This is a genomic window from Nonomuraea spiralis (genome assembly GCF_014648435.1).
GTDB classification, from domain to species: Bacteria; Actinomycetota; Actinomycetes; order Streptosporangiales; family Streptosporangiaceae; genus Nonomuraea; species Nonomuraea spiralis.
Window position 1 is genome coordinate 164081 of sequence record NZ_BMRC01000015.1, and the last position, 25463, is coordinate 189543.

Annotated in this window: 23 protein-coding genes; 11 read left to right on the forward strand and 12 right to left on the reverse strand. The window is 69.9% G+C overall.

The genetic code is table 11. The annotated features are described in order from the left end of the window. Positions 1-26: 26 nt before the first annotated feature. The 4 genes from IEZ27_RS32810 to IEZ27_RS32825 form a co-directional block, all read right to left on the reverse strand. Complete coding sequence (locus IEZ27_RS32810; protein ID WP_189650791.1) at positions 27-3827, reverse strand: NACHT and WD repeat domain-containing protein; 3801 nt, start codon at positions 3825-3827, stop codon at positions 27-29. A 371-nt stretch (positions 3828-4198) separates the two neighbouring features. Continuing rightward, positions 4199-4810 (reverse strand): hypothetical protein, encoded by a 612-nt coding sequence (locus IEZ27_RS32815; protein WP_189650792.1) that lies wholly within the window; start codon positions 4808-4810, stop codon positions 4199-4201. Between the two features lie 97 nt (positions 4811-4907). Then, a complete protein-coding gene (locus IEZ27_RS32820; protein ID WP_189650793.1) occupies positions 4908-5372 on the reverse strand; it encodes an RNA polymerase sigma factor in 465 nt (154 codons plus the stop codon). Positions 5373-5876: 504 nt separating this feature from the next. Beyond that, on the reverse strand, positions 5877-6734 hold the full coding sequence (locus IEZ27_RS32825) for a LysR family transcriptional regulator (RefSeq protein WP_189650794.1): 858 nt from the start codon (positions 6732-6734) through the stop codon (positions 5877-5879). A 59-nt stretch (positions 6735-6793) separates the two neighbouring features. On the opposite strand from IEZ27_RS32825, the gene IEZ27_RS32830 reads away from it, so the two are divergent. Then, on the forward strand, positions 6794-7612 hold the full coding sequence (locus tag IEZ27_RS32830) for an alpha/beta fold hydrolase (protein ID WP_229824565.1): 819 nt from the start codon (positions 6794-6796) through the stop codon (positions 7610-7612). Positions 7613-7878: 266 nt separating this feature from the next. Here IEZ27_RS32830 and IEZ27_RS32835 read toward each other — a convergent pair whose 3' ends face one another. Continuing rightward, entirely contained in the window at positions 7879-8160 is a 282-nt protein-coding gene (locus IEZ27_RS32835) for a hypothetical protein (protein ID WP_189650795.1), read from the reverse strand. 306 nt (positions 8161-8466) lie between these two features. Beyond that, positions 8467-9159, reverse strand: coding sequence for a TetR/AcrR family transcriptional regulator (locus tag IEZ27_RS32840; protein WP_229824566.1), 693 nt, complete (start codon positions 9157-9159; stop codon positions 8467-8469). Between the two features lie 125 nt (positions 9160-9284). Between IEZ27_RS32840 and IEZ27_RS32845 the strand changes: the two genes are divergently transcribed. Together IEZ27_RS32845 and IEZ27_RS32850 are read left to right on the forward strand one after the other, a co-directional pair. Next, the gene (locus tag IEZ27_RS32845; protein WP_189650796.1) at positions 9285-9617 is read left to right on the forward strand and encodes a nuclear transport factor 2 family protein; all 333 of its coding nucleotides are present in this window, start codon (positions 9285-9287) and stop codon (positions 9615-9617) included. 123 nt (positions 9618-9740) lie between these two features. Next, positions 9741-11015, forward strand: a complete 1275-nt coding sequence (locus IEZ27_RS32850; protein WP_189650797.1) for a serine hydrolase domain-containing protein — start codon at positions 9741-9743, stop codon at positions 11013-11015. A gap of 232 nt (positions 11016-11247) precedes the next feature. On the opposite strand, the gene IEZ27_RS32855 is transcribed toward IEZ27_RS32850, so the two are convergent. Beyond that, on the reverse strand, positions 11248-11634 hold the full coding sequence (locus tag IEZ27_RS32855; protein WP_229824567.1) for a nuclear transport factor 2 family protein: 387 nt from the start codon (positions 11632-11634) through the stop codon (positions 11248-11250). A 78-nt stretch (positions 11635-11712) separates the two neighbouring features. Between IEZ27_RS32855 and IEZ27_RS32860 the strand changes: the two genes are divergently transcribed. The 3 genes from IEZ27_RS32860 (at position 11713) to IEZ27_RS32870 (ending at position 14828) form a co-directional block, all read left to right on the forward strand. Next, complete coding sequence (locus tag IEZ27_RS32860) at positions 11713-12282, forward strand: TetR family transcriptional regulator (RefSeq protein WP_189650799.1); 570 nt, start codon at positions 11713-11715, stop codon at positions 12280-12282. 408 nt (positions 12283-12690) lie between these two features. Beyond that, positions 12691-14217 carry an MFS transporter gene (locus IEZ27_RS32865; protein WP_189650800.1) on the forward strand — a complete coding sequence of 509 codons (1527 nt, stop codon included), beginning with the start codon at positions 12691-12693 and terminating at the stop codon, positions 14215-14217. A gap of 41 nt (positions 14218-14258) precedes the next feature. After that, on the forward strand, positions 14259-14828 hold the full coding sequence (locus tag IEZ27_RS32870) for a TetR/AcrR family transcriptional regulator (RefSeq protein WP_189650801.1): 570 nt from the start codon (positions 14259-14261) through the stop codon (positions 14826-14828). A 37-nt stretch (positions 14829-14865) separates the two neighbouring features. Here IEZ27_RS32870 and IEZ27_RS32875 read toward each other — a convergent pair whose 3' ends face one another. Continuing rightward, positions 14866-15249 (reverse strand): VOC family protein, encoded by a 384-nt coding sequence (locus tag IEZ27_RS32875; RefSeq protein WP_189650802.1) that lies wholly within the window; start codon positions 15247-15249, stop codon positions 14866-14868. Between the two features lie 330 nt (positions 15250-15579). Beyond that, positions 15580-16569 carry a hypothetical protein gene (locus IEZ27_RS32880; protein WP_189650803.1) on the reverse strand — a complete coding sequence of 330 codons (990 nt, stop codon included), beginning with the start codon at positions 16567-16569 and terminating at the stop codon, positions 15580-15582. 197 nt (positions 16570-16766) lie between these two features. Here IEZ27_RS32880 and IEZ27_RS32885 point away from each other — a divergent pair, with 197 nt between their 5' ends. After that, positions 16767-17450 (forward strand): MarR family transcriptional regulator, encoded by a 684-nt coding sequence (locus IEZ27_RS32885; protein WP_229824568.1) that lies wholly within the window; start codon positions 16767-16769, stop codon positions 17448-17450. A 401-nt stretch (positions 17451-17851) separates the two neighbouring features. Here the strand turns inward: IEZ27_RS32885 and IEZ27_RS32890 are convergent, their stop codons facing one another. After that, positions 17852-18706 carry a TetR/AcrR family transcriptional regulator gene (locus IEZ27_RS32890; RefSeq protein WP_229824569.1) on the reverse strand — a complete coding sequence of 285 codons (855 nt, stop codon included), beginning with the start codon at positions 18704-18706 and terminating at the stop codon, positions 17852-17854. Positions 18707-18762: 56 nt separating this feature from the next. On the opposite strand from IEZ27_RS32890, the gene IEZ27_RS32895 reads away from it, so the two are divergent. The 4 genes from IEZ27_RS32895 (at position 18763) to IEZ27_RS32910 (ending at position 23174) form a co-directional block, all read left to right on the forward strand. Beyond that, positions 18763-19593: a CPBP family intramembrane glutamic endopeptidase gene (locus IEZ27_RS32895; RefSeq protein WP_189650804.1), complete on the forward strand. Its 831-nt coding sequence runs from the start codon at positions 18763-18765 to the stop codon at positions 19591-19593. Positions 19594-19755: 162 nt separating this feature from the next. Beyond that, a complete protein-coding gene (locus IEZ27_RS32900) occupies positions 19756-20451 on the forward strand; it encodes a CTP synthase C-terminal region-related (seleno)protein (protein ID WP_189650805.1) in 696 nt (231 codons plus the stop codon). Continuing rightward, positions 20448-21401, forward strand: coding sequence for a LysR family transcriptional regulator (locus tag IEZ27_RS32905; RefSeq protein WP_189650806.1), 954 nt, complete (start codon positions 20448-20450; stop codon positions 21399-21401). Before IEZ27_RS32900 ends, IEZ27_RS32905 begins: the two co-directional genes overlap by 4 nt. Positions 21402-21749: 348 nt before the next feature. Continuing rightward, positions 21750-23174 (forward strand): amidase, encoded by a 1425-nt coding sequence (locus tag IEZ27_RS32910; protein WP_189650807.1) that lies wholly within the window; start codon positions 21750-21752, stop codon positions 23172-23174. A gap of 461 nt (positions 23175-23635) precedes the next feature. Here IEZ27_RS32910 and IEZ27_RS32915 read toward each other — a convergent pair whose 3' ends face one another. Together IEZ27_RS32915 and IEZ27_RS32920 are read right to left on the reverse strand one after the other, a co-directional pair. Further along, positions 23636-24256, reverse strand: coding sequence for a response regulator (locus IEZ27_RS32915; protein WP_189650808.1), 621 nt, complete (start codon positions 24254-24256; stop codon positions 23636-23638). Then, positions 24253-25461 carry a sensor histidine kinase gene (locus IEZ27_RS32920; RefSeq protein WP_189650809.1) on the reverse strand — a complete coding sequence of 403 codons (1209 nt, stop codon included), beginning with the start codon at positions 25459-25461 and terminating at the stop codon, positions 24253-24255. The genes IEZ27_RS32915 and IEZ27_RS32920 overlap by 4 nt, the downstream gene beginning before the upstream one ends. Between the last annotated feature and the right edge of the window lie 2 nt (positions 25462-25463).

Consider the following 25463-nt stretch of genomic DNA (forward strand, 5'->3'; position numbering starts at 1 on the left):
CGCCCGTGCACGAACGACGCTGCGGCTCACCAACTGATCCTTTGCGACGGACTGATTGCTCCCGCCCGGGGTGGCGAGGCGGCCGGTACGTTCCGGCGGGCGTCGCCACCGCAGGTGGACCGGTAGGGGTATCCGGGAAAGTAGGCCGACCAGTTCTCGGCGGTGAGGTCCTGGCCCGCTCGGCGGCAGACGGCGGCGGCCGCGGCGGCCGGTGTGAGGGCGTAGCGCAGGAGGGGAACGTGTATGCCGGCCACGTACAGGGCCTCGTCGTCCACTCTCAGCGCCAGGACCGTGCCGGCCGGGGTGCGGATGGGCGCTCCGATCGGCTGCCGCACGGCCGTGTCCCAAAGTTGCACGTCACCGTTGACCCTGCCGGCGGCGAGCACCTGCCCGTCCGCGGAGAACGCGAGCGCGGTGACGGGCCCGGAGGCCGAGGCGGGCGTGAGCGTGCCGAGGTGGCGTCGTACGTCGCCGTCCCACAAGGCGATCTGACCCGCCGCGTCGCCCACGGCGAAGAGGCTCGCGTCGCGGCTGAAAGCCAGGGCCTTGCCCGGTCCAGGTCCGCTGGTACGCGGGATCACCCGGCCCGCGGCCAGGTCGGCGACGTCGCCCCTCGACGTGACGAGAACACGTTCGCGTGGATCGACGATGATCGCGTCTCCCGCGAGACCGGGTGTTTTCGCGGGAGCGGTGCCGGCGCGGATGTCCCATGAGGTGAACGACGTGGAAGGTGAGGTCCGGACATCGCCGGCCTGGCCGACGGCGAGGAGAGTGCCGCCTCCGCCGGCGAACGCGAGGCCGGCTGCGAAAGGGATGGGCGGGGAGACGGCGGTGACGCGCTGTTGCGTGAGATCCCATACCTTCGCACTGAACGGCCCGCCGAAGCGGTCGCCGTACGCGATGGCCTGGCCGTCGTGGCGGAAACCGGCGATCATCCAGCAGCGAGGAGTCCAGAACGTGCCTCCCGGGCAGGGCACCCGGGGCGGTCCTGGGAGGCGTCGTCCGGACTTGACGTCGCCAAGCTCGACCCGGTCCCGGTACACGGTGGCCAGCTTGTCGCCGGTAAGGCTGAAGGTGGCCGACTGCGCCCTCTCGTCGTACCGGGGGATGTCCGGGGCGGTGCTCAGCTGAAGTGTGCGCACGGTCGCCGGCCATCCCGTCCCTCCACGGGGGCCGACGATGAATCGGACGCGGTTGGCAGCCGGGTCGAGGTGCAGGCTCGCGGCATTGGCGCCGCTGTAGGGGTAACGGAAGAGCGGGCTGTCGAGCTGGCTCATCCGCAGTACCACGTACCCGTCGACACCGGCGGCCATGAGGAAGGCGCCGTCGGCGCTGAAGCTGACATCGTGCACGGCCAGCTCGTCCACGTAGGGGCCCTCCTTGCCCGACGGCAGCTCCCACTGGCGGATCTTGGTCTCGGTGGTCAGCAGCAGCCGCCGTCCGTCCGGCGCGAGACTCACCCGTTCGTCCCGGCACTGCTGCCCTGAGAGTACGGGTGCCCCCGGCAGCTCGCGTCTGCGTCCGGAGGGCAGGTCCCACAGTTGCAGCGGCGCGCCCGGCACACAGAGCGCGAGGGTCCGGTCGTCGGCGCTGAGCGCGGCGTCGGGAGTGTCTCTCTCGCTCCGCGCACGACCGGAATGCTGCTCACGCGCGAGCGCCCCGTTGATCCAGGTCTGCTTCCGCGCGGCGGGCTTCTTCTTCCTCGGCGTACTCACCCGCAGCACCTGTCGCCGGGTGCCCGGGTCCCACACGCTGACTCGGTAGCGGGAGCCGGCGGCGTGGTAGGTGATCAGGTAGCGGCCGCTCGGGGCGATCTCGCTGCCCTGGTTGGCGGTGTCCAGCGGGCGTAGGTCGTGGCGGCCGTTCACCAGGTCCCACAGCGTCACCTCGGCGGTGGCCCGGTCGATGACAGGCAGCCATCGAGCGTCACCGCTGCCCACCCCGGTGTTCGGTAGCAGCGCGCCGAGCCCGGGCGCGACGGACAGACGCTGTCGCGTGTCCAGGTCCCAGCGGGTGACCTGGGTGGCGCCGGCGCTGATGAGCGAGCGTCCGTCAGCGCTGAGCCAGCGCATGGTCTCCTCCGACTGGTCGGGGTCGGTGAAGGTGTCCTGCTCAGGTTGCAGTCCGGCCGTACGAAGTGCCGCGCGGGTCTCAGGGAGATCGGCCAGGCGCCAGGCCGCCAGGCTGAGCTGCATGGCCAGGCGCGGGTCGGACCGGCGCAGACTCTCGGCGGTGCCGACCATCTGGCGGGCGTGCGCCTCGCGCCGCTGCCGGCTACTGACCGTGTTCTGCTGCCAGGCCAATGACGCCGCCACCAGCGCGAGTACGACCACGACCGACAGGACCGAGGTCCGCAGTCCGCGTCGGCGGCGTGCGTTCTGGTGGGCGGCTGTGCCGGCCTGTAGGAAGGCCCGCTCCTCGGGGGTGAGTGTGTCGAGGTGTTCGGTGAGGTGTTCGCGGGCGGTGGCCAGTTGCAGGCCGCGGTAGAGGGCGCCGGGGTCGCGGGCGTGGTCGTTCCAGGTGGTGGCCGCTTCGGTGAGGCGGCGGTGGACGCGCAGTCGTTCGCGGTCTTCCTCCACCCAGTCGCGCAGGCGGGGCCAGGCGGTCAGCAGCGCTTCGTGGGCCAGGTCGGCGGTGTCGTCGTCCAGGGTGATCAGCCGGGCGGCGGCCAGTCGTTCCAGCAGGACCGGACCGGGGTCGAGAGGGTCGGCTGTGAGCAGTTCGGCGCGCCGTACCGGGCGGCGGGTGTCCTGCGTGCCTGCCTCGCCCGGCGTGACCAGGCGCAGCAGCAGCTCGCGTAATCGCTGCCGATGGGTGGGGGGCAGGTCGGTGTAGAGGGTCTCGGCGGTGTGGGCGACGGCGCCGTGGATGCCGCCGGTGGCTTCGTAGTCGGCCAGGGTGAGTGCCTTGCCGTGGTGGCGGCGCCAGGTCTCCAGCAGGGCGTGCGACATCAGCGGCAGCCCGCCGGGCTCGCCCGCCACCTCCTCGATGACGGTGGCGGTCAGTTCGCGCTGGACGATCAGCCCGGCCGCCGCGGCCGGTTTGGTGATCGCCTCACGCAGATCGCTCCGGCTCATCGGGCCGACCGGGACCGTGGAGTCCCGGACGGCTTCCATTAGCGCGGGATGGCGCGCGCAGCGGTCGAAGAAGTCCGCGCGTACGGCCAGCACCACCCGGCCGGCCTGACCATTGACCAGGGCGTCGATGAACGCCTGGCGTTCGTCCGGGTCCTGGCACAGGGTGAACGTCTCCTCGAACTGGTCCACCACGATCACCTCGTCCGCGGCGGCCTCCGGCAGCACCGCCCGCGGATGGGCGCCCGGTGTCACCACCCGCACCACGCGCGGCCGCAGCTTCGGCACCAGCCCGGCGCGCAGCAGCGAGGACTTGCCGCAGCCCGACGGGCCCACCACCACGACCAGGCGATACGCGTCCACCAGCTCGGCCACCCGCTCGACCAGCGCGGTCCGGCCGAAGAAGTACGCCTGATCGGCTGCCTCGAACCTGGCCAGCCCCCGATACGGCGCCTGGGACACATCCCCGCCCACGGCGGTGGCCTCACGGACGGCGGCGAGGGCCTCCTCCCACCGGGTCCGCCACTGCTCGATGTCCCCGCCGCACGCCTGCACGTACGCGAGGGTGACCGGCAGGGTCGGAAACCGGTCTCCTGCCGCGGCCTGAGCGAGCGTGGCGGCCGAGCACGGCACCCGAGCGGCCATCGCCCGGTAGGACAGGCCGCCCGCCTCCCAGCGGAGCTTGCGCAGCTCCACGGCGAAGGCGGCTACCGGGCCGTCCGCCGGATCGACCGGTCGTTCACGACGCCCCACACGATCCCCCATATCCCCGAATACGGGCAAACCAGCACAACGTACCCAGCCGCGTGAAGATGATCAAGTTTGTCCGGGTGACGAATCGGGCTTCCAGGCAATCCAGCAGCCTCCGAGACTGGCCCCTGCCTGCCGTTATCTGCTCGGCGGGCCGGCCATGTCACGACCCGGGGCCGCCCAGGCAACCGATGAGGAGAACTCATGCTGAAAAGGTTCATCCCGGCTGCCGTAGCTGCAGTCTCTCTGGCAGGTCTGGCCGCTGATCGTCAGCCTGGACTCGCTTCTCTGGCGAGATCAAGTCGCTGCCGAATCCGGGAATCACAGAGCGCCGGCCCGGGGCCTCCCGGACCGGCGCTCCCTCATGTCCGGCCTCAGCCGCCGGCGCTGAAGGACTTCGCGCCGTTACCGTAGACGGTCATGTCCACCCAGGGGTGCGATTCCTGGATGCAGGAGACGTACGGGACAAGGCAGAAGACGCCCTGGGTCCGCTTGCGCCACTGGGCCGATCCCCGGCCGCCGTTGCTCACGAGCGACTCGTGGTTCTTGAACGACCAGCCCACCATGTAGACCTCGGCCCACCTGACGTAGAAATGGGCGCTGGTGATCCGGCTGCCGTCGCGGCAGTAGTCCATTCTCTGGAAATACTTCCAGAGCCATTGGCCGACGCGGTTCTTGCCGCCCCGGTAGCCGGTGTAGATCCAGCAGGAACTCGCCAGAATCTGGGTCCGTTCCTCGGCCGAGACGATGACGTCGTTCTGGGCGAGCTTCGCGAGATAGTCCTCGCTGGAGATGGAGTCCAGCGGTTCCTCGCCGTTCTCGGTGGTGGCCAGTTCGGTGTCGGGATCCGCCGGGGACGACGAGACCTTCTGGACCGTCCTGCTCTCCGCTCCCGCTGCGGGCGCGAGCGTCAAGCAGGCGAGCGCCGCCAGCAACACGACGAACGCATGCCGTACGAGCGGAATACGCCTTCGCAGGCTTCTCATGGCTGTCCTTTTCCGCGATCGCCAAGAATCGCATATCGGCTTGAGCGAGCGAACCTTTCATGAGTAGTACGTCCCTGGACGGCGAGCTCGACACAATTCATCGCCGATTTCCGGCCGGACGGTTCATGGCCCGCCGTACCGGGGCTGTCGCACGGCGATACCGCATCTCGACGGCGGCGGCCGATTCACCGCGCGCGACGCCGATCTGCCCCCAGGTGGCGCCCTCCATTCGCAGGTGGGCCACATGACGGATCTCGGGATCGAGCAGCGCGATCAGGGGTGCCGCGCGCCGGGCCTCGTCCCAGTCGGCCACGGTGTCCTCGAAGCCGTGGGGGCGCGGCATCAGCGCCGCGTGACGGCGTAACGCCTGTTCGCGGGCCATCCGGCGGTGGTGGTCGACCACAAGTCGCGCCGTGACGGTGGCGAGGAAGGGCCACGCCCGTTCCTCCTCCAGCCTGGCGAACGTGGCGGTACGCAACAACGCGTCCTGGACGACGTCCTCCGCGTCCGCCCCCGCCCCCATGCGTATCGCCAAGGCCACCAGCCGCGTGCGGTGCGCCATCAGGACATGCCAACGTTGTTCTGTGACATTCATGCCACGGCCCTCTCCGTTTTCCACGCAGACAAAGGAGCTCGAACAAAGTCGCCCCCCACGTTCCGGGCATGCGGAATCGCCGCCGCGCGGACCGCCACCGGACAATTCCCGGCCGCCCGAGAAGGGGCTAATTACTCCCGGCGCAATTCATCGGACGCGCCGGGCGGTCACCAACAGCGGCTCCCGAACCCCCGCCCACTCCGACCGTCTTTCACTTCCGCACTCGGCTCCGACCAGGAGCAAAGCAGTTCGAGACCGGGTCCAGAACGAGCCGGGCAGCGCTCTGTCCGGATCCATGGGATTCCCGTCCGCTTGCCAGGGCGCCGCTCGCGTTCAGAGGCCACCAGCCTGTCGACCAACTCGGCGGCGCTGGGCCTGCCGAGTACGACCTGCTGGACGCGCCGGACGGTCAGCCGTCATGAGCCCACTCAGGGAGACAGCCGATCCCGTGCCTGGAACAGGAACGCCGTATCAGCCGGACTCGGCCAGGTCGAGGAAGGCTCGTACGGCGGGCCCGCAGTCGTTCGGTGCCAGGACGGCCAGGGCGAGCGTCCGGGTGAGCCGCGGTTCGAGCGGCCTGGTCGTGACCGGCCCGAGCTCGGCCGGCAGGCCGAGCGTGGGCACGATGCTGACGCCGAGGCCCGCGGCCACCATTTCGAGGATGGCCGATTGGCCGCCGGCCTCGTGGGCGATGTCGAGCTGGGCGCCGCCCTGACGTGCCGCTTCGGTGATGAGCGGGCGGCAGCCCGCCGTGGTGAGGATGAACGGCTGCCCGGTCAGGTCCGCGATGTGGACGGTCTCCTGCCCGGCCAGGCGATGGTCGGCCGGTACCACGGCGACCATCTCGTGGGTGCTGAGCGGGATCGTGTGCAGACCGGGGGCCGGGAGCGTGACCACACCGACCTCGGCCGCGCCCCCGTGCAGCCAGCCGCGTACGTCGTCGTCGGCCCCCTCGAACAGACGCACCTGGACCTGGGGGTAGCGATCGGTGAAGATCCGCAACCGGGGGGCGATCAGGGTGCCGGTGGCACTGGGCAGGCTGGCCAGCCGGAGCGGCCCGGTGACCTCACCGGCGGCGGCTGCCACCTCCGCGCGGATCAGGTCGAAGTGGCGCAGGGCCTCGCGAGCGCGGAGGTGGGCCCGCCGCCCGGCCTCGGTGAGGGCGATGCCGTCGGTGTGCCGGACGAACAGGGGGGCGCCGAGCTCGCGTTCGAGACTGGCGATGGCGCGGCTGACGGCGGGCTGGGACATGCCGATCAGGTCCGCCGCCGCGGTGAATCCTCCTTGCTCGGCCACCGCGATCAGCGCTCGGAGCTGCGTCAACGTCATGGGGCCATACCCTAAGCGGTATTTGACCAGCGCTGGCTCATTCCCTGATGGTTATGGCCATGTCCACACGCATGATGATCGACGTTGACGGCCGCATGGCGAGCTATCTGACGGCGGGGGAGTACGGCCCGCAGGTCCTGTTGCTCCACGGCACCTATTGGAGCCGGGTCTGGTTGCCGGTGCTCGACGACCTGGCGGCGGCCGGGTTGCGGCCGGTCGCCGTCGACCTCCCCGGCCTGGGCCGCTCGGAGGGGGAGTTGACGCTGGAGACGGCCACCGTGCCCGCACTGGCCGCCTGGGTGGCGCGGTTCGCGACGGCGCTCGGCATGGACGCGTCAGCGGGCGTGGCCGGGCACGACATCGGCGGCGCGGTCGCCCAGCATCTGCTGGTCGGCGGCGAGCTGACCGTTCCCCGGCTGGCGCTGGTCAACTCGGTGAGCTACGACTCCTGGCCGGTGCCCGGCGTGGCGCGCTACCGCGACCCCGCCGTGGTCGCCGCCACCACCGTGGAGGAGTTGCTCGCCGCCCGGCGCGTGGCCGTTTCCACCGCCCTGGCCCGGCCTGCCACCGAAGGGGAGATGGCCGACTATCTCGATCCGTGGCGCGACCCACGCGTAGGGCGTTCCTGGATGGCGCTGGCCGGCGCCGCCGACAGCCGATACACCCTCGACCTCATGCCTGCCCTGCTTGCCTGTGACGCGCCGAAGCTGCTGGTGTGGGGCGAGGACGACACCTTCCAGAAGGTCGGCTACGCGCAGCGGTTCGCCGATGAGGTGCCGAACACGACGCTGGTGCGGGTCGCGAAGGCCGGTCACATCCCCATGGAGAACGATCCCGCACTGGTCGCCCGCACACTGGCCACGTTCTTCCTGGTTTGACGGGGTGCTCTTGCCGCCGCGGGTGTGGACACGATGCAGCCCTGTTGACTGCGTTCGCAGAGACGGGAGTTCTGCGGCGATCCGGGAGAAGTCGCCAGAGGGCCAGGCCACTGCCCGCGAGTGTGGGTGGCACGGTGGCCGCGGGCGTCCTGCTTGGGAGGCGTCTCGGGCAGGGGCGCTCATGCCGTACGCGCCAGGCTCGCATCCCTTGGCAGGGCGCGAGCCTGGCCTTGCTCAAAGTCCGGGCCGGAAATCCAGCCCGGCGCTCACCCGCCGGTGCTGGGGTAGTAGTCCTCCTTCATCGGGGCGATTCCACCGTGGCCTGGGTAGAAGTCGTCCTTCATCGGGGCGATCCCACCGTGGCCTGGGTAGTAGTCGTCCTTCGGGGCGATCCCGCCACCGCTGGGCCAGTAGTCGTTGCCCATGGGGGCGATCCCGCCGCTGGAGGGGAAGAGGTTGTCCTTGGCGGCCGCCGGGCCGGCGGCCATGGCGAGTCCGGTCGCGGTCAGCAGCCCGATCGCGGCCAGTTTGAGCGTCGTCTTGGTCATGCCGTCACCTCTTGTCACTGTTGATGAGTGATCTCCGGCCCGTCTCCGGGACGGGCACGAAACTCAGTGCACAACGCGGGGCCGCCGCCTGTCCCTCTGTTCCCGCCTGAGCAGGAACAGGCAGCTCACAACCCTGCACCTGTCGGCGACCGCATCGACATCCCCCGCGTCGCCGACGCGTTCCCGAAGTCTTCAGGGCCCGCCGATTGTCCGGTAGCCCCCTTCGCCGGTTCAGACAATCGGTGGCGCGCCTGACAGCCCCGCCTGGACGTTGGCCATCACGACCGTGAACCGCAGCTTCGCGTACTAGAGCCCGAGTGAGGCGATGAGGTCGCGCATCTCGTCGCGGAAGACCGCCGCCGGGTCGTGGACGATCCCGCGCAGGTGCCCGTAGATCTCCAGCGCCATCAAGCCGTGCATACGCCCCCACACGCGCATGGTCAGAGCCAGCCCCGCGGGCGGCAGGTCGGGGAACTCCTCCCGGGTGTGCGCGACCAGGCCGGGGTCGAAGTCGGCCCAGTCATAGTCGTGGCTAGCGCTCCCGGCGACCGGCCACGCGGCGGCCACGAGACCCGTGATGCCGGTGCAGGCGCGCGCCTCGGCGGCGATGCCGGGGCTGTGGTCCGGCGCCCGGTAGCCGGGCACCGGATCGCCGTAAATGAGCCGGAAACCCTCGGGGTTGGCAAGAGCCCATTCTCGTACGGCCTGCGCCCACGCCATGATCCGCCCACCGGCATCGGACTCGGGCACCGCGTCGCGCGCCGCCTCGGCGGCCTCGACGAGCGAGGTGTAGACGTCGCCGATCAGTGTCGTGACCAGGTCGTCGCGAGTGGCGAAGTAGCTGTAGATCGCGCCCGCCGTCATGCCCATCTCACGTGCGATGGCGCGCAGCGAGATCGCGTCGGGGCCGCCCTCGGCCATGAGCTTGAGCGCGATCGCCTTGATCTCGGCGCTGGTCTGGGCGCGCAGTCGTTCGCGTCGGCTCATGGTCGCTTCCATACCGACACCTTACAGGGCTTGAATATTGAACGCCGTGTAATAATTCTTGGGCATGTAGGAACGCTGGGCCTGGCCGCCATCGCCCTCGAACCCTCCCGATCCCACACTCTCGAAGGAGCAACCGCATGAACACCGACAACCTGATCCTCAAGTACCTCGACGTCTGGAACGAGCGGGACGACACCGCCCGGATGACGTTGATGACGTCCGTCCTCACCGACGACTCGCTCTACACCGACCCCGACAACGCGGGCCTGCGCGGACACGCCGAACTGTCGAACGTGATCGCCAAGGCTCAGCTGAGCTTCGGAGACCTGCTCTTCACCCTCGACACCGTGATCAGCACCCACCACGACCACGCCCTGTTCACCTGGCGGCTCGGCACGGTCGCCACCGGCTACGACGTGGTCGAGTTCAGCGGAGGCCGCATCAGCCGCATCATCGGCTTCTTCGTGTGAACGACCGGGGAGCGACCCGGACCGCCGCGCCGCCGTCCTCAGGACCGATCATGACTCCTGTCATGTGGAGCCGATGACAGCCGGGACTGACCGCCGAACCACCATTTCGATCATGCTTACGCCATGAACATCCGGACGCTTGGAAAGAGCACCTCGGCCGTCGCCCTGACCGCCGGAATGTTACTGGCGGCCACCCCGGCCCAGGCCGCCCCCACCCCGGCCGCGCCTGCGCGTGAGACCGGCCCCGACCGGCAGGCGCTGCGCCGGTCGCTGAACGCCGTGCACGAGGCCGGCATGTACGGCATCTACTCCGCCGTCCGCGACGGCGAACGCGACTGGCGGGGCGCCGCCGGCGTGGCGGACGTCGCCACGAACCGCCCCGTACGCCCCGACATGCTGCACCGGGTCGGCAGCATCACCAAGACGTTCACCGCGGTGGCCCTGCTCCAGCAGGTGGCACGCGGCACCGTCGAGCTGGACGCCCCCATCGCCCGCTACCTGCCCGACGTGGTGCCCGGCGAGCGCGGCCAGAAGATCACCGTACGGATGTTGCTCAACCATACGAGCCACATCGCCGACCATGTGGGCCCGGCCTTCCCTTCGCTGCTCCAGGGCACGTTCGAGAGCCTCGACGACAACCGTTTCCGTACCTTCTCCCGGCGGGAACTGGTCGATCTGGGCCTGGCCGCCGCGCCGACCGGCGAGCCGGGCGCCACGCCGGGGATCTACTCCAACACCAACTACCTGCTTGCCGGCCTGCTCCTGGAGAAGGTGACGGGCGAGAACGCCGAGCGGTACATCACCCGCAACATCATCCGCAAGGCGGGCCTGCGGCATACGTCCTTCCCGCGCACGCCGGTCATCCCCGGCCCGCACTCCAAGGCGTACGAGTCGATGTTCGGCTTCATCGACCCGCCCAAGGACTACAGCGTCTACAACATGTCGTGGATCACCACGGCGGGCGCGGTCGTGTCCACGATGGACGACCTCAACCAGTTCTACCGGAAGCTGCTGCGCGGCGAGCTGATCGGCCCCGCCGAGCTGGCCGAGATGCAGAAGACGGTGCCCGTGGCCGGGGTGTCGGGAGCCTATGGCCTCGGCATCTACGCCACCGACCTGCCGTGCGGACGGTTCTGGGGGCACAGCGGCGGCGTCTTCGGCATGGCCACCGACTCCTACACCAGCCCGGACGGCGCCCGCCAGCTTTCCATGGGTGTCAACCGCACGAAGTACCAGAGCCTGGACGAGAACGGCAACATCGTGATCAGCCCCATCGACTACGCCACTGTCGACTACCTGCTGCTGGGGCTCTGCGGTCAGAGCTCGGCGCGTACGAAGGCGGCGCAGCCAGGGATCGTCCCGTTCGCCGTGGACCGGCTGCTCTCCGTGAAGCACTAGCACGACGTGTCGTCCAGCACGGCCTGCCTGCGGATCTCCACACAGATCCGATCGCCGACGTGGCCGCCCGGCGACTTGGGCCACACGTCCGCCAAGGCCGGCCAGGCACCCACGATAGGTTCAGAACCGGCGAGATCGTACGCGACGCCGGCTCGGGCCAGGACGGAGACCGTCATCTCGGTGTCGGGTTCTCGTAGACGGCCGACGATTCGGCGCCGAGCCTCGGGGCGGATCACCCGTCATGGGACTCCAGCACCTTCATGAGCGGGAGCGGGTTGATGTAGTCCCGGTAGGACACCACCTGACCGTCGCGGACCTGGAACACGGCGATGACCCGCTGGGTGAACGGCGCCCCTGTGCCGGTGACCGTGCCGTTCGCGGTGTACTCGACGATGACCACCTCGGGGTCGACGGTCTCGTGCAGCACCAGGTCGACATACTCGTCGAAGCTGATCAGCGAGCCCTGCGCGGAGACGAAAGCGGCGATCTCCGCCCGGCCGCGCAGCTCGGCCGGCATGCCTTCCGGCCGGTACGGCCACTCGATCACGGCGTCGGGAGCCATGAGGTCGAGGAATCGTTCATGGTCTCCCGTCTTGCCCGCCTGGAGGATGTCGGTCACGACTTTCGTTGTACGCATGTTCATTGAACGAGCGTATAGCGAAATGGGCGAGCGGGTCAACGCCCGTACAATGAGCCGATGAGCGAGTCGTCCAAGCCCAGCCGTACGCGTGCGCAACAGCGCCTCGACACGCAGGAGCGCATCCTCGGTGCGGCCCGGCAGGCCTTCGCCGAACTGGGTTACGAACACACCACCATCCGCGCCGTCGCCGCAGCCGCCGGGGTCAACGCCGGCCTGGTGATGCACTACTTCGGCTCCAAGGAACAGCTCTTCACGCGGGCCGCCCAGATCGAAACCCACGAACTGCCGCCCGGAGAGCCCGCCGAAGCGCTGCTCTCGATGCTGCGCAGCCGCCTCGACGACGAACCGGCGGCGTCGCTGGCGCTGTTGCGTTCCGTGCTCACCCACGCCGGCGCCAGTGACGACTTCCGCGACAGCGGGAGGGCCTGGCTGTCCCGGGTCGGCGAGGCCATCCCGCACCAGGACGCGGACCTGCGGGCGGGCCTGGTCACGGCCATCATCACCGGCGTGATCATCGACCGTCACCTTCTCAAGCTCAGTGCGCTCGCCGACGCCTCCGCCGACGACATCGTCGAGCTCCTGCGCCCCTGCTTCGAAAGCCTGGCGGGCGAGCACACCACCCCCTGATCGGCACCGTCCGCGCCTCCGGGCCGCCGAAGCCGGACGACTACGTCACCCCCTGGCCGGCACCTGCCGGCCGACGTTCGAGCGGCATCTCGGCCGCGTTCGCGGCCACAGATCGGCCGGCCGAATGGCAGGGCAGTTCCCGTACGGCAGCATGCGATGTCCAGACCGTGCCGCCTTCGACGCCTACGCCGTCCAGATCAGCCCGTTCCAGACCCCGGCCAGGTGCTGAGCGCCGTGCATGCGGGGAGGCGGTCTGGGGCCTGCCCCCACTCTCTGCTGAGCAAGCCGCCGCCAGCACTCCCGGATGCGCGATCAAGAGCGAGATGTACGGCGGCACCCGTTTTCATCAAGTTGAACGATAGTACTAGTTGTACTAACGTCCAATTTAATGAGAGCGAAGGGGACGTGATGGCGCAGCAACAATTCACGCGGGCAGGAACGCGCCAGTGGGCGGGCGTGGGGCTGCTGGCCCTGCCGACGGCGCTGCTGGGACTGGACGTGACCGTGCTGTACCTGGTGGCGCCGAGCATGGCGGCCGATCTGTCCCCGTCAGCCACCCAACTGCTATGGATCATGGACGCCTACGGGTTCCTCGTCGCCGGGTTCCTCGTCACCATGGGCACGCTGGGCGACCGGATCGGGCGGCGCCGGTTGCTGAAGACCGGGATGATCGCGTTCGCGGCGGCCTCGGTGTTCGCCGCGTTCGCTCCCACGGCCGAGCTGTTGATCCTCGCGCGAGCCCTGCTGGGGGTGGCCGGGGCGACGCTCATGCCCTCCACGCTGTCGCTGATCTCGAACATGTTCCCCGACGCGCGTCAGCGTGCGGTCGCGATCGGGGTCTGGGCCACGATGTTCGCGCTCGGGATGGCCGCCGGACCGATCGTGGGCGGATCACTGGTGGACTCCTTCTGGTGGGGAGCGCCGTTCCTGACGGCGGTGCCCATCGCCCTCGTCGTCCTGGCCGGGGCACGCGCCCTGCTCCCCGAGTACGCGGCCCCCTCCACCGGCCGGCTGGACCTGATCAGCGTGGGCCTGTCCCTGGCGGCGATCCTTCCGGTCATCTACGCCGTCAAGCACATCGCCTCCGACGGTCCCGACGGCCCAGCCCTCGTCTGTGCCGTGGCGGGCGTTGTGGCCGGAATCGTGTTCGTACGCCGCCAACGCCGCCTCCCCGACCCACTGCTGGACGTGACGCTGTTCGGCAACCGGGCCTTCACCGTGGCCCTGAGTGTGCTGCTCATCGGCCTGGCCGGAGTCGGCGGCTCGATGTACCTGGTCACGCAGTACCTCCAGCTCGTCGAAGGACTCGCCCCCTTCGACGCGGGGCTCTGGATGGGACCACCGGCGCTGGCGATGTTCGCCGCCGCCATCGGTGCTCCGCTGATCGCCCGGCGCTTCCGCCCCGGCTCGGTCATGGGCGCCGCCCTCGGGGCGTCCCTCGCCGGCTACGCGCTGCTCGCCACCGCGGGACTCGACGACGCGATCCCTGTGGCGGTCGGCTTCGCGTTCGTCTATCTCGGGCTGGGCGCCCTCGCCGCCCTGGGCACCGACATGGTGGTGGGCGCGGTGCCGGCAGCACGATCCGGGTCGGCGGCGTCGATGTCCGAGACGGTCCAGGAACTCGGCATCGCCGTCGGCGTCGCCCTGCTCGGCAGCCTCACCACCGCCGTCTACCGTGCTCGGGTGACAGTGCCCGAAGATCTGGCGTCGGAGATCTCCGGTCCCCTCACCGACAGCCTGAACGCGACCGTGGCGATCATCGAGAGCCTTCCGCCCGGGACCGTCAAGGCGGCCCAGCAGGCCTTCACCGGCGGGCTCAACGTCGCTTCCCTGGTCGCGGGGGTCGCCATCGCCGCCGCCACGGTGCTGTGCCTCGGGATGCTGCGTCACGTCCCCACGCTCGGGGAGGCGCAGAACCGCGACTCCGACGTTTGAACGATGGTCCGACTATCCTGAGGGTCGGGCCGAGGAGCAGCATGAACGACACCACCGACGACAGCGAGCACATCGACGGACGCCGCGCGCGTGGCGAGAGACGACGCGCGGAGATCATCGAGGCCACCCTCGCCGTGGTCACTCGCGACGGCGCGGCAGGCGTCACCCATCGCACGGTCGCCAAACAGGCCGGCACCACGACGTCCCTGAGCACCTACTACTTCGCGACCCTCGACGACCTGCTCGTCGCCGCCCTCACGAGTGTCGCCGACGCCTACACCGCCCGCATCCGCGTCATCATCGACACCCCCGGCGACAAGCTCACCGGGCTGGCCCACCTCATCGCCGAGTCCGCCGGTCCCGGACGTGAACGCGCGCTGGCCGAACGCGAGCTGGCAACCCTGGCCGCCCGCCGCCCCGCACTGCGACCCGTGGCACGACGCTGGCGGGAGAACATCGCCGAACTCGCCACCACGCTGACCGACGACCCGGCGGCCATCGCCGCCCTCGTCGCGGCCTCCGACGGACTGTGCACCGCGATTCTCCTCGACAACGCCCCCGCCGACCCTGACCACATCCAAGCCGTCCTGCAACGAGCCGTCCGCAACTGAGCCGACGCGGACGGGATGCCTCATCGCGGCATCGGGATCAGCCGGACTCCGCGAGCAGGTGCACGACACCGGCCGGGTTCTTGATCCAGTGGGTTCTGGAATCGAGACTCTCCAGGGGCTCGACCTCGTCGCACGGGTGGATACCGACGTCGGCCAGTTTGGCCGCTGCCGCGTCCAGGTCATCGGTGTGCAGTTGCAGCCACAGGTCGGGCCGGCTGTAGTTGTCGACACAGTCGAGCCACAGCGTGTTCGGCCCGAACCGCACCGAATGAGTTCTTGAGACGGTCGGAGCGTAGGAGACGTCGTCCTCCTTGACGTCGAAGCCCAGAGTGTCGCGGTAGAAGGCCACGGTGGCCTCGTACTGCGCCTTGGGGATCTTCATGGCGATGTTCAGGCCGGCGGTGAATTCAGGCTTGTTCATGGTTGCTTGACTCCTTCGGGTCGGTGGCGTCCAGGGCGAGTTCTCGCTTCGGCGAGCCGGCCGAGGTGCTTGGCGATCGGCCCGCCCCATGCAAGAACGCGCGCCCACCGGGCCGAACCACCACACGTCCGAACCCATGCCCCTCTTTCGCAACCTGTAGGTTGCCATCTATGGCAACCTACAGGTTGCGATCATTGCCCACAAGTCCGGGCCGGAGGTCGACTCACCGCGCACCCGCACGGAACGTCCGGACGGCCACACGCGTCGGGGCAGGACGGAGGGGCGCCGCCGTCGGCCTCCCAGGGGTATCCCAAGCACCCAGGTCGAAGGTCAAGTTGCCGGTACGGCGTGGCGGAGCCGTACCACCACAAAGGCGAGCAGACCGACGGCGGCCAGCGCGAAGACCGCGTTGCCGATGAGGTCCACATGCGCGGGCGCCGGGAAACTCGGCGGCTGGGGGAAGCCGTGCCAGGCATAGGTGACCAGACCGGCAGCGCCCAGAGCGAACCTGTGCCAGGGCCCCCAGCCCACACGCCGGGACCAGCGCAGGACGATCAGCGTCATGGTGGCGTAGAGCGCGAGGTAGAAGCCGACCGTGATCCACGCGGGCACGATGGACTCCAGCTTGATCCCCACCAGGGCGAGCAAACCGGGGAGCCAGAACGCCAGCCCGGCCACGATGGCGATCGCGAAGACCGTCCACGAGCCGGCCGATGTGGCCAGGAGGAGGGGCGAACGGCGGAATCGTACGGACAGGAACGCGGCGACGATCAGGGCGACGGCCGCGAACAGCGTCCAGGTGACCTGAGCGGCCGACAGCGGGTAGGCGGCCGAACCCGCCAGGGCGATGGGTACCGCGCCACCTGACACGAACAGCACGGCCGACACGGTGAGACCGACCTTGCCGAGCCAGGGCGTGTCCGGACGGCGTGAGCCCGCCTCAACCATCGAGATCGGCACCGCGATGCTCCACACCCCATGGATGGCCAGAACGAACACGGTCCAGTAGGCGCCGATGCCCAGCCCCGGAATGAACCCGTAGTCGAGCAACCGTAACCCGACATAGTCGGGATCGAACAACGACCGGGTGAGCAGGCCCTCCTCGATCACGGCATAGGCGAGCCCGAGCAGGATGATCCCCGGCCACCCCAGCCGCCACCGGCGTGCGACCTCGCGGATCAGCAGCGCGCCACCGCCGTAGAGCGGGATCAGCCCGGTGATCATCGGTAGGGCGTCGATGGCGATGTTGCCCAGCAGGTACTCGCCGACCAGCGGCGCGAGAACCAGCAGACCCAGCGCAGGAAGAATGCGTTTGAACATGCCTGCCCTCACCGGTTGCGGAACTCATCGAGATAGTACGTGTTCATCACAATCAAAAAGCTACGTTGCTTTCAAGAATTCTGTCAATCAATCGATATACATATCCGCAGCTAAAAGCGGATGTATTGATGCGTTGACGGTGAAGCTGAATGCAATGAAACGTTGCACTGAATGGCGTCGAACGCAATAGTGGTGTCATGCCAGAAGGAAGGTTGACTCTGCGGGAGCGGCAGCGCATCGCGACCGGCCTCGCCGAAGGCCGCTCCTACGCCGAGATCGCCAGGCGCCTGGAGCGTCCGACCTCGACGATCAGCCGTGAGATCGGCCGCAACGGCGGGCCCGGTGACTACCGCCCCGAGCGGGCGCACCAGGCGACAGCGCGGCGGGCGCGGCGCGGCACCCCGGCCCGTTCGCCCGAGGTCGAACCCCGGGAGCGCGAGGTCATGGAGGTGGAAGAGGGGGCCGTCGAGATGGCGGTCGGGATGGGCCTGCCGAAGATGGTGGCGCGCGTACTCATCGGCTTGTGGTTGAGCGAGGACGGCCGGCTCACCGCGGCCGAGTTGTCGCGCGGACTGAACGTCAGTCCGGCCTCCATCTCCATGGCGGTGGGCTACCTGACCCGACAGGGGCTGATCAGGCGCGAACGTGATCCGCGGCGGCGGCGCGACATCTACGTGGTCGACGACGACGCCTGGTACCACTCGACGATGATCAGCGCGCGGCAGACGCTCGCGGCGGCGGAGATCACGAAGGCGGCAGGGCGGACGCTCGGGCTCGACACGCCCGTGGGCCGCCGCCTGGCCAGGGGCGGTGCGTTCCTGGAGCGGATCAGCCTGGACGCTCTGGCGTCGGCCGCACGCTGGCGCGACCTCCCGCCGTGATCAGACCTCAGGGATTTCACCCCCTTCGCCAGGATCATTCAGTACGCGGTCAAACCGTCGACATGCAGCGGGAAGTACGTCCACGACCTGCTCGGCGAGGGGGCAAGAAGCCCCCTCATGGGCAACATGCCCGACCCGCCGGCCTGTATGGCGTGGCTGGGCTGCCGGGCAGGCGCGGGTCTACCGGTGGCAGGGCTGCGGCTCGCGCCGGGACGTCTTCGCCGAGCCGTGCGGCGCCGCTGGGTGAGCCTGCTGATGGACGTCGCCGGCCGGTCTCCCAGATGCGGTGGCCGGGAAGTGGTGACCCAGGATGTCGGCCCACTCGGGCAGGGTGACGAACCCGCCGTGGTCGTGGAATCGGCCGGCCTGGACGGCGACCAGTTCGGCGGATGGCGCAGTTGTCAGCTCGCCGCCCATCGCCCGGTTCGCAGACCGGCTGCGACCGAGCGTTCGTGCTCGTCGGTCCATTCGACCTCGGAGTCGTTTTCCAGCAGACCGAGCACTACGGACGCGATCGCCAGTGCGGGCTCCGACCATTCGGCGGGCTCGGGTGCTTCGAACGGATTGGCCTGGAACCGCCGGGAGATGATTTCCGGATTGCTGGGTGCCATCAGGATCAGCCCGCGCAACGTGGCGACGGCCAGGCGGGCCACTGTCTCGAAGGTGATGCCGGCGCGCGGACGCAGGCCGATCGATCTCGCCACCCAGGAGTAGGCGGTTGCCACGTCCGCGACCATAGAGCGTTCCGACTCGGTGAGAGACCGCTGGACCTCGGCGCGCAGGTCGCTGTCGGGCAGGCTGCGGAACGTGGCCTGCAGCGCGAGATAGGTGCGCCAGGCCGATGACCGGTGGAAGATCCCGAACTCGCCGAGCGCGCCTTCCCGCAGTACCTCTCCGGCCAGTGCGCGGCGCAGACCTGGTGTGCGGGCCCAGTCGAGATGGGCCAGCAGAGTGCGGGCCGCCGCTGGTAGCGCGCCGGGATTGGCGTCGGCGATGGCCGGGCTGGCGCCTTTGGCGAGTTCGGTCAGCAGGTCGCTGAAGAACAGATCCTTGTACGGCCAGCGGCGGTAGACGGCGCTGCGGGCGACGCCGGCGTCACGAATGATCTCTTCGAAGCTGATGTGGTCCAGGCTCACGGTCAGCCCGGCTTCTTCGACGGTGGCGGCCGCGGTGTCGAGCATCCGCCGCGCGGTCTGTTCGTCGGACAGTCGCTTGCGGCGTCGGGCCAGGCCGCTCTCCGGTGTCTCTCGTGTCACGCTCGTAGTCTATGGTACTTGGGATATCGTGTCCCAATAGATGTGGTGGTGAACCCGTGAAGGTCTCGGAGCTCAACCGTTCTGTACGCGACGGCACCGGACACCCGGTGCGGTTCCTGGTGCTCGTGAGCGTGTTGTCGGTGCCGTTCTACGTCCTGGGGGCCGTATCTCCCACCGTCCGTATCGGCGCGATGGATCTGCCCGCGAGCGCGACCATGGTCGTGCTGCCGGTGCTGGCCGCCGCGATTCTGGCCTACCGCGACGGCGGTCCGGCCGCTGTCATGGCCCTGCTGGCCCGCGTCGTCGATCGGCCCGCGGGACGGGCCCGCTGGTATGTCGCCGCGGCGTTGCTGCCTGCCGCGATCGGTGCTCTCGCGTGGACCTTCGGGTGGCTCGCCGGCGAGGTCGGCTCGGCGCTTCCGGCGTCGCCGGCGGTCTTGCCGCTGGTGTTCGCCGCGGCGGTGGTGGGCGCCGCGTGCGAAGAACTGGGCTGGACCGGTTACGCCTCCGATCCGATGCAACGCCGGTTCGGCACGGTTGGGGCTGGGCTGCTCCTTGGGGTCTTCTGGGCTGCGTGGCATGTGATCCCGCTCCTGCAGGCCGGTCATGGCGCGGCCTGGATCGGCGGCTGGTTCCTGGGTACGGTCGCGCTACGCGTGATCATCGTCGGCCTGCACAATGCCACCGGCGGCGTGTCGGCGGCGATCCTGATGCACGCGATGGTCAACGTCACCGCCGCCTACTTCCCGGACTACGACTCCGTCGCCCCGTTGATGTCCGCTTTGGTCACCGTCGTGGCCGCCGTGGGCATCCTGCTTCTCGGATCATGTCGAGCCGCCGGAACTCGGCCAGCCGGCCGGCAGGGGCCTCGCTACCGGCGAGGTTGAGGGCGAGCCAGGTGCTCCCTGGCGCCGGGTTCGATGTCTTGGTCACCTCAGTTTTCGAAGTCGTGTAGCGAGGCTTCCCGCCGAGATGGACATGAGCGATTGCTCATGGCGCACGCAGTGCCTGGTATTGGTGCTCAGGCCGGAACGTCGCATAGTGAGGCCATGGACCGATCTCTGCGCGTCGCGGTCATTGGCGACCGCGATCCAGCTTTTCCCCCGCACGTGGCTACCGACGACGCGCTGCGGCACGCCGCCGCGCATCTTGGCATCGGGGTGGACGTCCGCTGGCTGGCCACCGAACCGCTCGAATCTGACCTGGCCGAGGTCAAGGCCGTCGACGTGTTGTGGTGCGCGCCAGGCAGCCCGTACCGCAGCCTGCGCGGCGCAGTGGCCGCCCTTCGTCACGGCCGCGAGCACAGCCTCCCCACCCTGGGTACGTGCGGCGGCTGCCAGCACATGATCATCGAGTACGCCCGCCACGTGCTCGGCTACGAGGACGCACAGCACGCAGAGTACGACCCGTACGCCTCCACCCTCTTCGTGTCGGAACTGGCCTGCTCGCTGGCCGGCAAGACCATGCCCGTCACCCTGATCCCCGGTACCCGGGTGGCCGCACTGTACGGACGGACCCAGGTCGAAGAGGAGTATTACTGCAACTTCGGTCTCGACCCCAGCCGGCAGAAGACCCTGCACGACGGTGGCTTCTCGGTCACAGGAGTGGACGGTGATGGCGAGGCCCGGGTGTTGGAGATTCCCGGCCACCCCTACTACGTGGCCACACTGTTCGTGCCGCAGGCCCGCTCGCGTCCCGGGGCCCCGCACCCGCTGGTCGTCGGCCTGCTGCGCGCGGCGCTATGACCTTCACCCAACTGAGGATCCTGCAGGCGGTCGCACGGACCGGCAACATGACCCGGGCCGCCGAGGAACTGTCCACCACGCAGTCTGCCGTCAGCCACGCTCTGCGCGCGCTGGAGAGCGAGCTCGGGGTCGCGCTGCTGGTGCGGGGCAACCAGGGGGTGAGCCTGACGGCGGCTGGACGTGCCGTGTGCCGCCGCGCCACGCTCATCCTCACCCAGGTGGAAGCGTTGGAGCAGGAGGTGGCCGCAGCCCAGAAGCATGAGCGTGGCAGCCTACGCGTCGGTGTCATCCCCAGCGCCAACGTCCGGCTGCTGCCGCCGATCCTGCGGCGGTTCGGCGAGACCTACCCGCAGGTGCGGCTCACGGTGATGGAGGGCTCGGACGACGAGGTGCTGGAGTGGCTCGAAACGGGAGCGGCGGATATCGCGACTGTGTCAGCCGGGGTGGCGCGCGCACGGGCCACCCCGGCCTCGCTCCCCGCAGGGTTGACGGCGCGACCGCTCGCCACCGACCGCATGCTGGCCGTCCTGCCCAGCGGTCACGAACTGGGCGTCCGCGACTCGATACCGGTGGTCGAACTGTCCCGGCATCCGTTCATCATGTCCACGGGCGGCTGTGAGCCTCTGATCACGACACTCGCGCGGGCGGCGGGGGCGAGCCTGAAGTGCCACTACCGGGTGCGCGACACCAGCAGCATTCTCGCCATGGTCGCCGAGGGGCTCGGGGTGAGCATCGTCCCCGAACTGTCGCTGCCCGCCCATCGCCCGGGCGTGCACGCGATCCCGCTGGACCCGGCTGCCGAGCGCACCATCCTTCTCGCCCTGCCCGCCGACCCGCTCCCGACGGCCACCGCCTTCGCCGAACTGGCCCTTACCCTCACACCCCAACCCAGCTGCGCTGAAGGGACAGGTCCCGGCAGGGAACTCGCGGGCCACGATTCCGTCGTATGAGCCGGAGGCTCCCGTTCGCCGCCCGGCTCGTCATCACCACCGGCAAGAAGAAGGGCCACCACCCATCGGCGGCGACCGTCTTGCGTATGCTCGCTCGACCCGGGCGTGACCACCCGAACGGGCAAGACGGCCATGAGGACCCTGTTCCCCTGGCCCTGGCGGAAAACTCGGTGGACCCCCCGGGCCCGTCGCTGCGAGCATGGGCGGTGATGTCCCGAGCGTAGGAACACGTCGATCACCGGCAGAGGGGCGGCCCAGGAGCCGTCGCCTCCTTGTCGGCAGCTCTCTGACTCTTCCCTCAGACGATCGACGTACGGGCGCCCGAGCGCGCCCGGAGAAGGACTTTCCATGGACATCCATGAGTACGCCAGGTACGACGCCACCGGCCTCCACGACCTGATCAGGACGGGCGAGGCCGCCGCCGGCGAGATCGAGACCGCCGCCCGCCAGGCGCTGGCGCAGGTCGACGAGCACGTCAACGGGCTGGCCCTGCCGGTGTTCACGCCGGCGCTCGACCACGCCGCCGACGGGCCCTTCGCGGGGGTGCCGTTCCTCATCAAGGATCACGGGCCGGTGGCCGAAGGGGTGCCGTTCACGCTGGGAAGCCGGGCCTATCCTGGCGTCCTCGCCAGGCGCGACACCGACCTGATGACACGTTTCCGCGCCGCCGGCCTGGTCACGCTGGGCCTGACCACGGTGCCTGAGCTGTGCGTCAGCTTCACCACCGAGCCCGTGCGCTACGGGCCCGTACGCAACCCGTGGGACCTCGGCCGCACCGCGGGCGGGTCGAGCGGCGGCGCCGCGGCGCTGGTGGCGGCCGGGGCTGTACCGGTCGCGCACGCCAGCGACGGCGCCGGCTCCACCCGGATCCCGGCCGCCTGCTGCGGCCTGGTCGGGCTCAAGCTGAGCCGTGGGCGTGGCCCCTGCGGCCCGGAGGCCGGTGAGCTGGTCCTGGGCATGGCGGACGAGTTCGTGCTCACGCGTACGGTCCGCGACGCCGCCCGCCTGCTGGACGCGGTCCACGGGCCGGGGATCGGCGACAAGTACACCGCGCCTCCTCCGCGCGGGCCGTACGCGCGGGAGATCGTGACGGACCCGGGCCGGTTGCGGGTCGCGCTGACCACCGCCTCCTGGATGGGTACGGACGTGGACCCGGAGGTCGCCGCGGCGGCGGTCGCGACGGCCCACGTGCTGGAGCAGGCCGGGCACGTCGTCGAGGAGGCGAGCCCGGCGGTCGACCGCGAGGACGCCATGAAGGCGTGGCTGATCGAGGCCGCCGGGGTCGCCTCCCACTGCCTGCTCGCGCCACGGCAGCCCGACGAGGCCAGGATGGAGGCGCTCTCGCGGGAGTTCCTGAAGGCGGCCAGACAGGCCACCGCGCTGGACATGCTGGCCGCCTTCGACGCCCAGAACCGGATCACCCGGTCGGCGGCGGCCTTCTTCACCCGGTACGACCTGCTCGTCACGCCCACCCTGGGCCGCCTCCCGGTGCCGCACGGCACGTTGCGGTACGACGATCCCGGTCAGACGCTGCGGGGATGGCTGGAGACGTTGTCCGGGTTCGGGCCGTTCACGCAGTTGTTCAACACCACCGGGCAGCCGGCGATCAGCCTGCCGCTGGGGCAGAGCGCGGACGGGCTGCCCGTCGGCGTGCAGCTGGCCGCCGCGCACGGGCGGGAGGACCTGCTGTTCCAGGTTGCCGCGTACCTGGAATGGGCGATGCCGTGGCGGGACAGGATCCCGCCGATCTTCGCGGGCGCCCTGCCGGAGTGATGGGGCGGCGGTCACTCTGAGACCGTGGGCGAGGGCGGCCCGGCGTCGAGCGGGGCATGGCCGGTACGGTCAGACCCGATCGAGATCGTGGCCGCCCTCGCAGCCGGTGCGGTGGGCCGTGAGGGCTGCGGGGGTGGGGGTTCATGTGGTCCCGGGGAATCGGCCCGGCGAAAGGTCGTCGGCCCAGGCGGATGCCGCGGGACGATCCTGAGCTTTGCCGGACCAGCGGGCGGATCGGGCGGGCCGCGTTCGAGGTGACGGCCCGCGGAGGCCGGTTCTCCGTGCATGGCGCGTCCAGCGGCGAGGTCACCCTCATCGACGCCGGGCAGGCACGGGTCCAGGGCGTGGAAGTGATCGGCATCGAGCAGCGCTTCGACTACGGGCCGAACCTGGTGCGGTGGGCGGGGCAGATGATGTCCGCCCCCTGTGACTGCCGTCTCGATTCAGCACCGTGTGGTCGGCTAGCTGAGCAGACCTCGCCGATAACCCTCGCCGACGGCGGCGGCGCGGTCGCGGACGCCGAGTTTGTCGTAGATGTGCAGCAGGTGGGTCTTGATGCTGGCCTCGCTGATGAAGAGCTTGGCGGCCGCCTGGCGGTTGGAGGCGCCGTCGGCGACGAGGGCGAGGACTTGGAGTTCGCGGTCGGTGAGAGCGGGCTTGACCGGTCTGCGTACCTGGCCCATCAGGCGGCCGGCGACGGAGGGGGACAGGACCGGCTCGCCGGCGGCCGCGGCGCGGACGGCACGCAGGAGTTCGTCGGTGGGGGCGTCCTTGAGGAGGTAGCCGGTGGCGCCGGCTTCGATGGCGGGCAGGACGTCGGAGTCGCCGTCGAACGTGGTCAGGACGAGGGTCTTGATGTCGGGGTGGGAGTGGCGCAGGGCGCTGATGGCGGTGACGCCGTCCATTTCGGGCATGCGCAGGTCCATGAGGACGATGTCGACCTGGAGTGCGACGGCGCGGTCGATGCCTTCGCGACCGTTGGCGGCTGCGCCGGCGACGTGGATGTCGGGTTCGGCTTCGAAGGCGGCGCGCAGGCCGTCGCGGACGATGGGATGGTCGTCGACGATGAGGAGGCGGATCACCGGGGGTTTCCTTGGAGCGCGGGGACGGTGGCGCTGACGGCGGTGCCCTCGCCGGGCGTGCTCTCGACTTCGAGGGAGCCGCCGACGCCGCGTAGGCGTTGTCTCATGCTGCTGAGGCCGAATCCTCCGCCGTCGGGGTCGAGGATGCCGGTGCCGTCGTCGCGGATGTCGAGCAGGACGACGGGGCCGGTGTAGGAGAGGGTCAGGCCGGCGCGGGTGGCGCCCGCGTGCTTGGCGACGTTGGTGAGGGCCTCCTGGGCGACGCGGAAGAGGGTGACCTCGATGGCGGGACTGAGCGGGACGCGGTCGCCGGTGACCTCGACGTGCAATTCGACGCCGGTGGACTGGGCCCAGCTGCGCGCCAAGGTGGTCATCGCCTCGGGCAGGTGGGCGTCGTCGAGCTGGTGGGGCTGGAGGGCGGCGACGGAACGGCGGGCCTCGGTGAGGCTGTCGCGGGCCAGGTCGAGGGCGAGCGCGACGTGGGTGTCGGAGTCCTCGACGCGCTGGGCGGCGCGCAGCTGGGTGATGATGCCGGTCAGGCCCTGGGCGAGGGTGTCGTGGATCTCGCGGGCCATGCGCTGGCGTTCGTCGAGGATGCCGGCCTCGTGGGCCTGGGCGAGGAGTTGGGCGTGCAGGTCGGCGTTCTCCTCCAGGGCGACCTGCAGGTCGCTGACCGCCTTCCGGTAGGCGCGCTGGCGGTCCTCGATCTTGATTCCGGCGATGGAGCCGCCGCCGATCGCGACGGTCTGTACGGCGATGATCGCCAGGTAGAAGGCGATGAGCTGGATGGTGGCCTGCGACCAGTCGAGCGTCGAGCCGTACAGGACGAAGGAGGTGGCGGCGACGGCGGCGAAGGTCCACCTGGAGGGGGCGAAGTGGGCGGCCAGGAAGAAGCCGGATGTGCAGTAGATGATGAAGATGGGGTCGTGGAAGGCCAGCAGCGCCGCGGTGGCCAGGACGCCGAGGAAGTGCGCGGTGACCGCCACCCGCCGCCCGCGCACGGCGGTGGGCAGCAGGGTGCGGGCGCCGAGGATCCAGGCCAGGGCCAGGGCGGTGAGCGCGAGGGTGCGCGGGATCCCGCCCGTGGGCTGCTCAGGGGAGGCCAGGCTGATGACCAGGGAGGCGGCGAGGGTGAGGTACGGGACGATCTCGACGAGGCGTCCGAAGCGCCGTTCCCAGACGGAAAGGGGGAAGGGGTCGTTCATCC

Excerpts from the sequence above, each read along its gene's own strand:
- IEZ27_RS32905 (WP_189650806.1), top strand. The coding sequence starts at position 20,448 with ATGACCTTCACCCAACTGAGGATCCTGCAGGCGGTCGCACGGACCGGC.
- IEZ27_RS32920 (WP_189650809.1), bottom strand. The coding sequence starts at position 25,461 with ATGAACGACCCCTTCCCCCTTTCCGTCTGGGAACGGCGCTTCGGACGC.
- IEZ27_RS32820 (WP_189650793.1), bottom strand. The coding sequence starts at position 5,372 with ATGGCGCACCGCACGCGGCTGGTGGCCTTGGCGATACGCATGGGGGCG.
- IEZ27_RS32885 (WP_229824568.1), top strand. The coding sequence starts at position 16,767 with ATGCCAGAAGGAAGGTTGACTCTGCGGGAGCGGCAGCGCATCGCGACC.
- IEZ27_RS32825 (WP_189650794.1), bottom strand. The coding sequence starts at position 6,734 with ATGACGTTGACGCAGCTCCGAGCGCTGATCGCGGTGGCCGAGCAAGGA.
- IEZ27_RS32880 (WP_189650803.1), bottom strand. The coding sequence starts at position 16,569 with ATGTTCAAACGCATTCTTCCTGCGCTGGGTCTGCTGGTTCTCGCGCCG.
- IEZ27_RS32900 (WP_189650805.1), top strand. The coding sequence starts at position 19,756 with ATGGACCGATCTCTGCGCGTCGCGGTCATTGGCGACCGCGATCCAGCT.
- IEZ27_RS32865 (WP_189650800.1), top strand. The coding sequence starts at position 12,691 with ATGGCGCAGCAACAATTCACGCGGGCAGGAACGCGCCAGTGGGCGGGC.
- IEZ27_RS32850 (WP_189650797.1), top strand. The coding sequence starts at position 9,741 with ATGAACATCCGGACGCTTGGAAAGAGCACCTCGGCCGTCGCCCTGACC.
- IEZ27_RS32840 (WP_229824566.1), bottom strand. The coding sequence starts at position 9,159 with ATGGAAGCGACCATGAGCCGACGCGAACGACTGCGCGCCCAGACCAGC.
- IEZ27_RS32835 (WP_189650795.1), bottom strand. The coding sequence starts at position 8,160 with ATGACCAAGACGACGCTCAAACTGGCCGCGATCGGGCTGCTGACCGCG.
- IEZ27_RS32910 (WP_189650807.1), top strand. The coding sequence starts at position 21,750 with ATGGACATCCATGAGTACGCCAGGTACGACGCCACCGGCCTCCACGAC.
- IEZ27_RS32845 (WP_189650796.1), top strand. The coding sequence starts at position 9,285 with ATGAACACCGACAACCTGATCCTCAAGTACCTCGACGTCTGGAACGAG.
- IEZ27_RS32830 (WP_229824565.1), top strand. The coding sequence starts at position 6,794 with ATGTCCACACGCATGATGATCGACGTTGACGGCCGCATGGCGAGCTAT.
- IEZ27_RS32860 (WP_189650799.1), top strand. The coding sequence starts at position 11,713 with ATGAGCGAGTCGTCCAAGCCCAGCCGTACGCGTGCGCAACAGCGCCTC.
- IEZ27_RS32815 (WP_189650792.1), bottom strand. The coding sequence starts at position 4,810 with ATGAGAAGCCTGCGAAGGCGTATTCCGCTCGTACGGCATGCGTTCGTC.
- IEZ27_RS32875 (WP_189650802.1), bottom strand. The coding sequence starts at position 15,249 with ATGAACAAGCCTGAATTCACCGCCGGCCTGAACATCGCCATGAAGATC.
- IEZ27_RS32870 (WP_189650801.1), top strand. The coding sequence starts at position 14,259 with ATGAACGACACCACCGACGACAGCGAGCACATCGACGGACGCCGCGCG.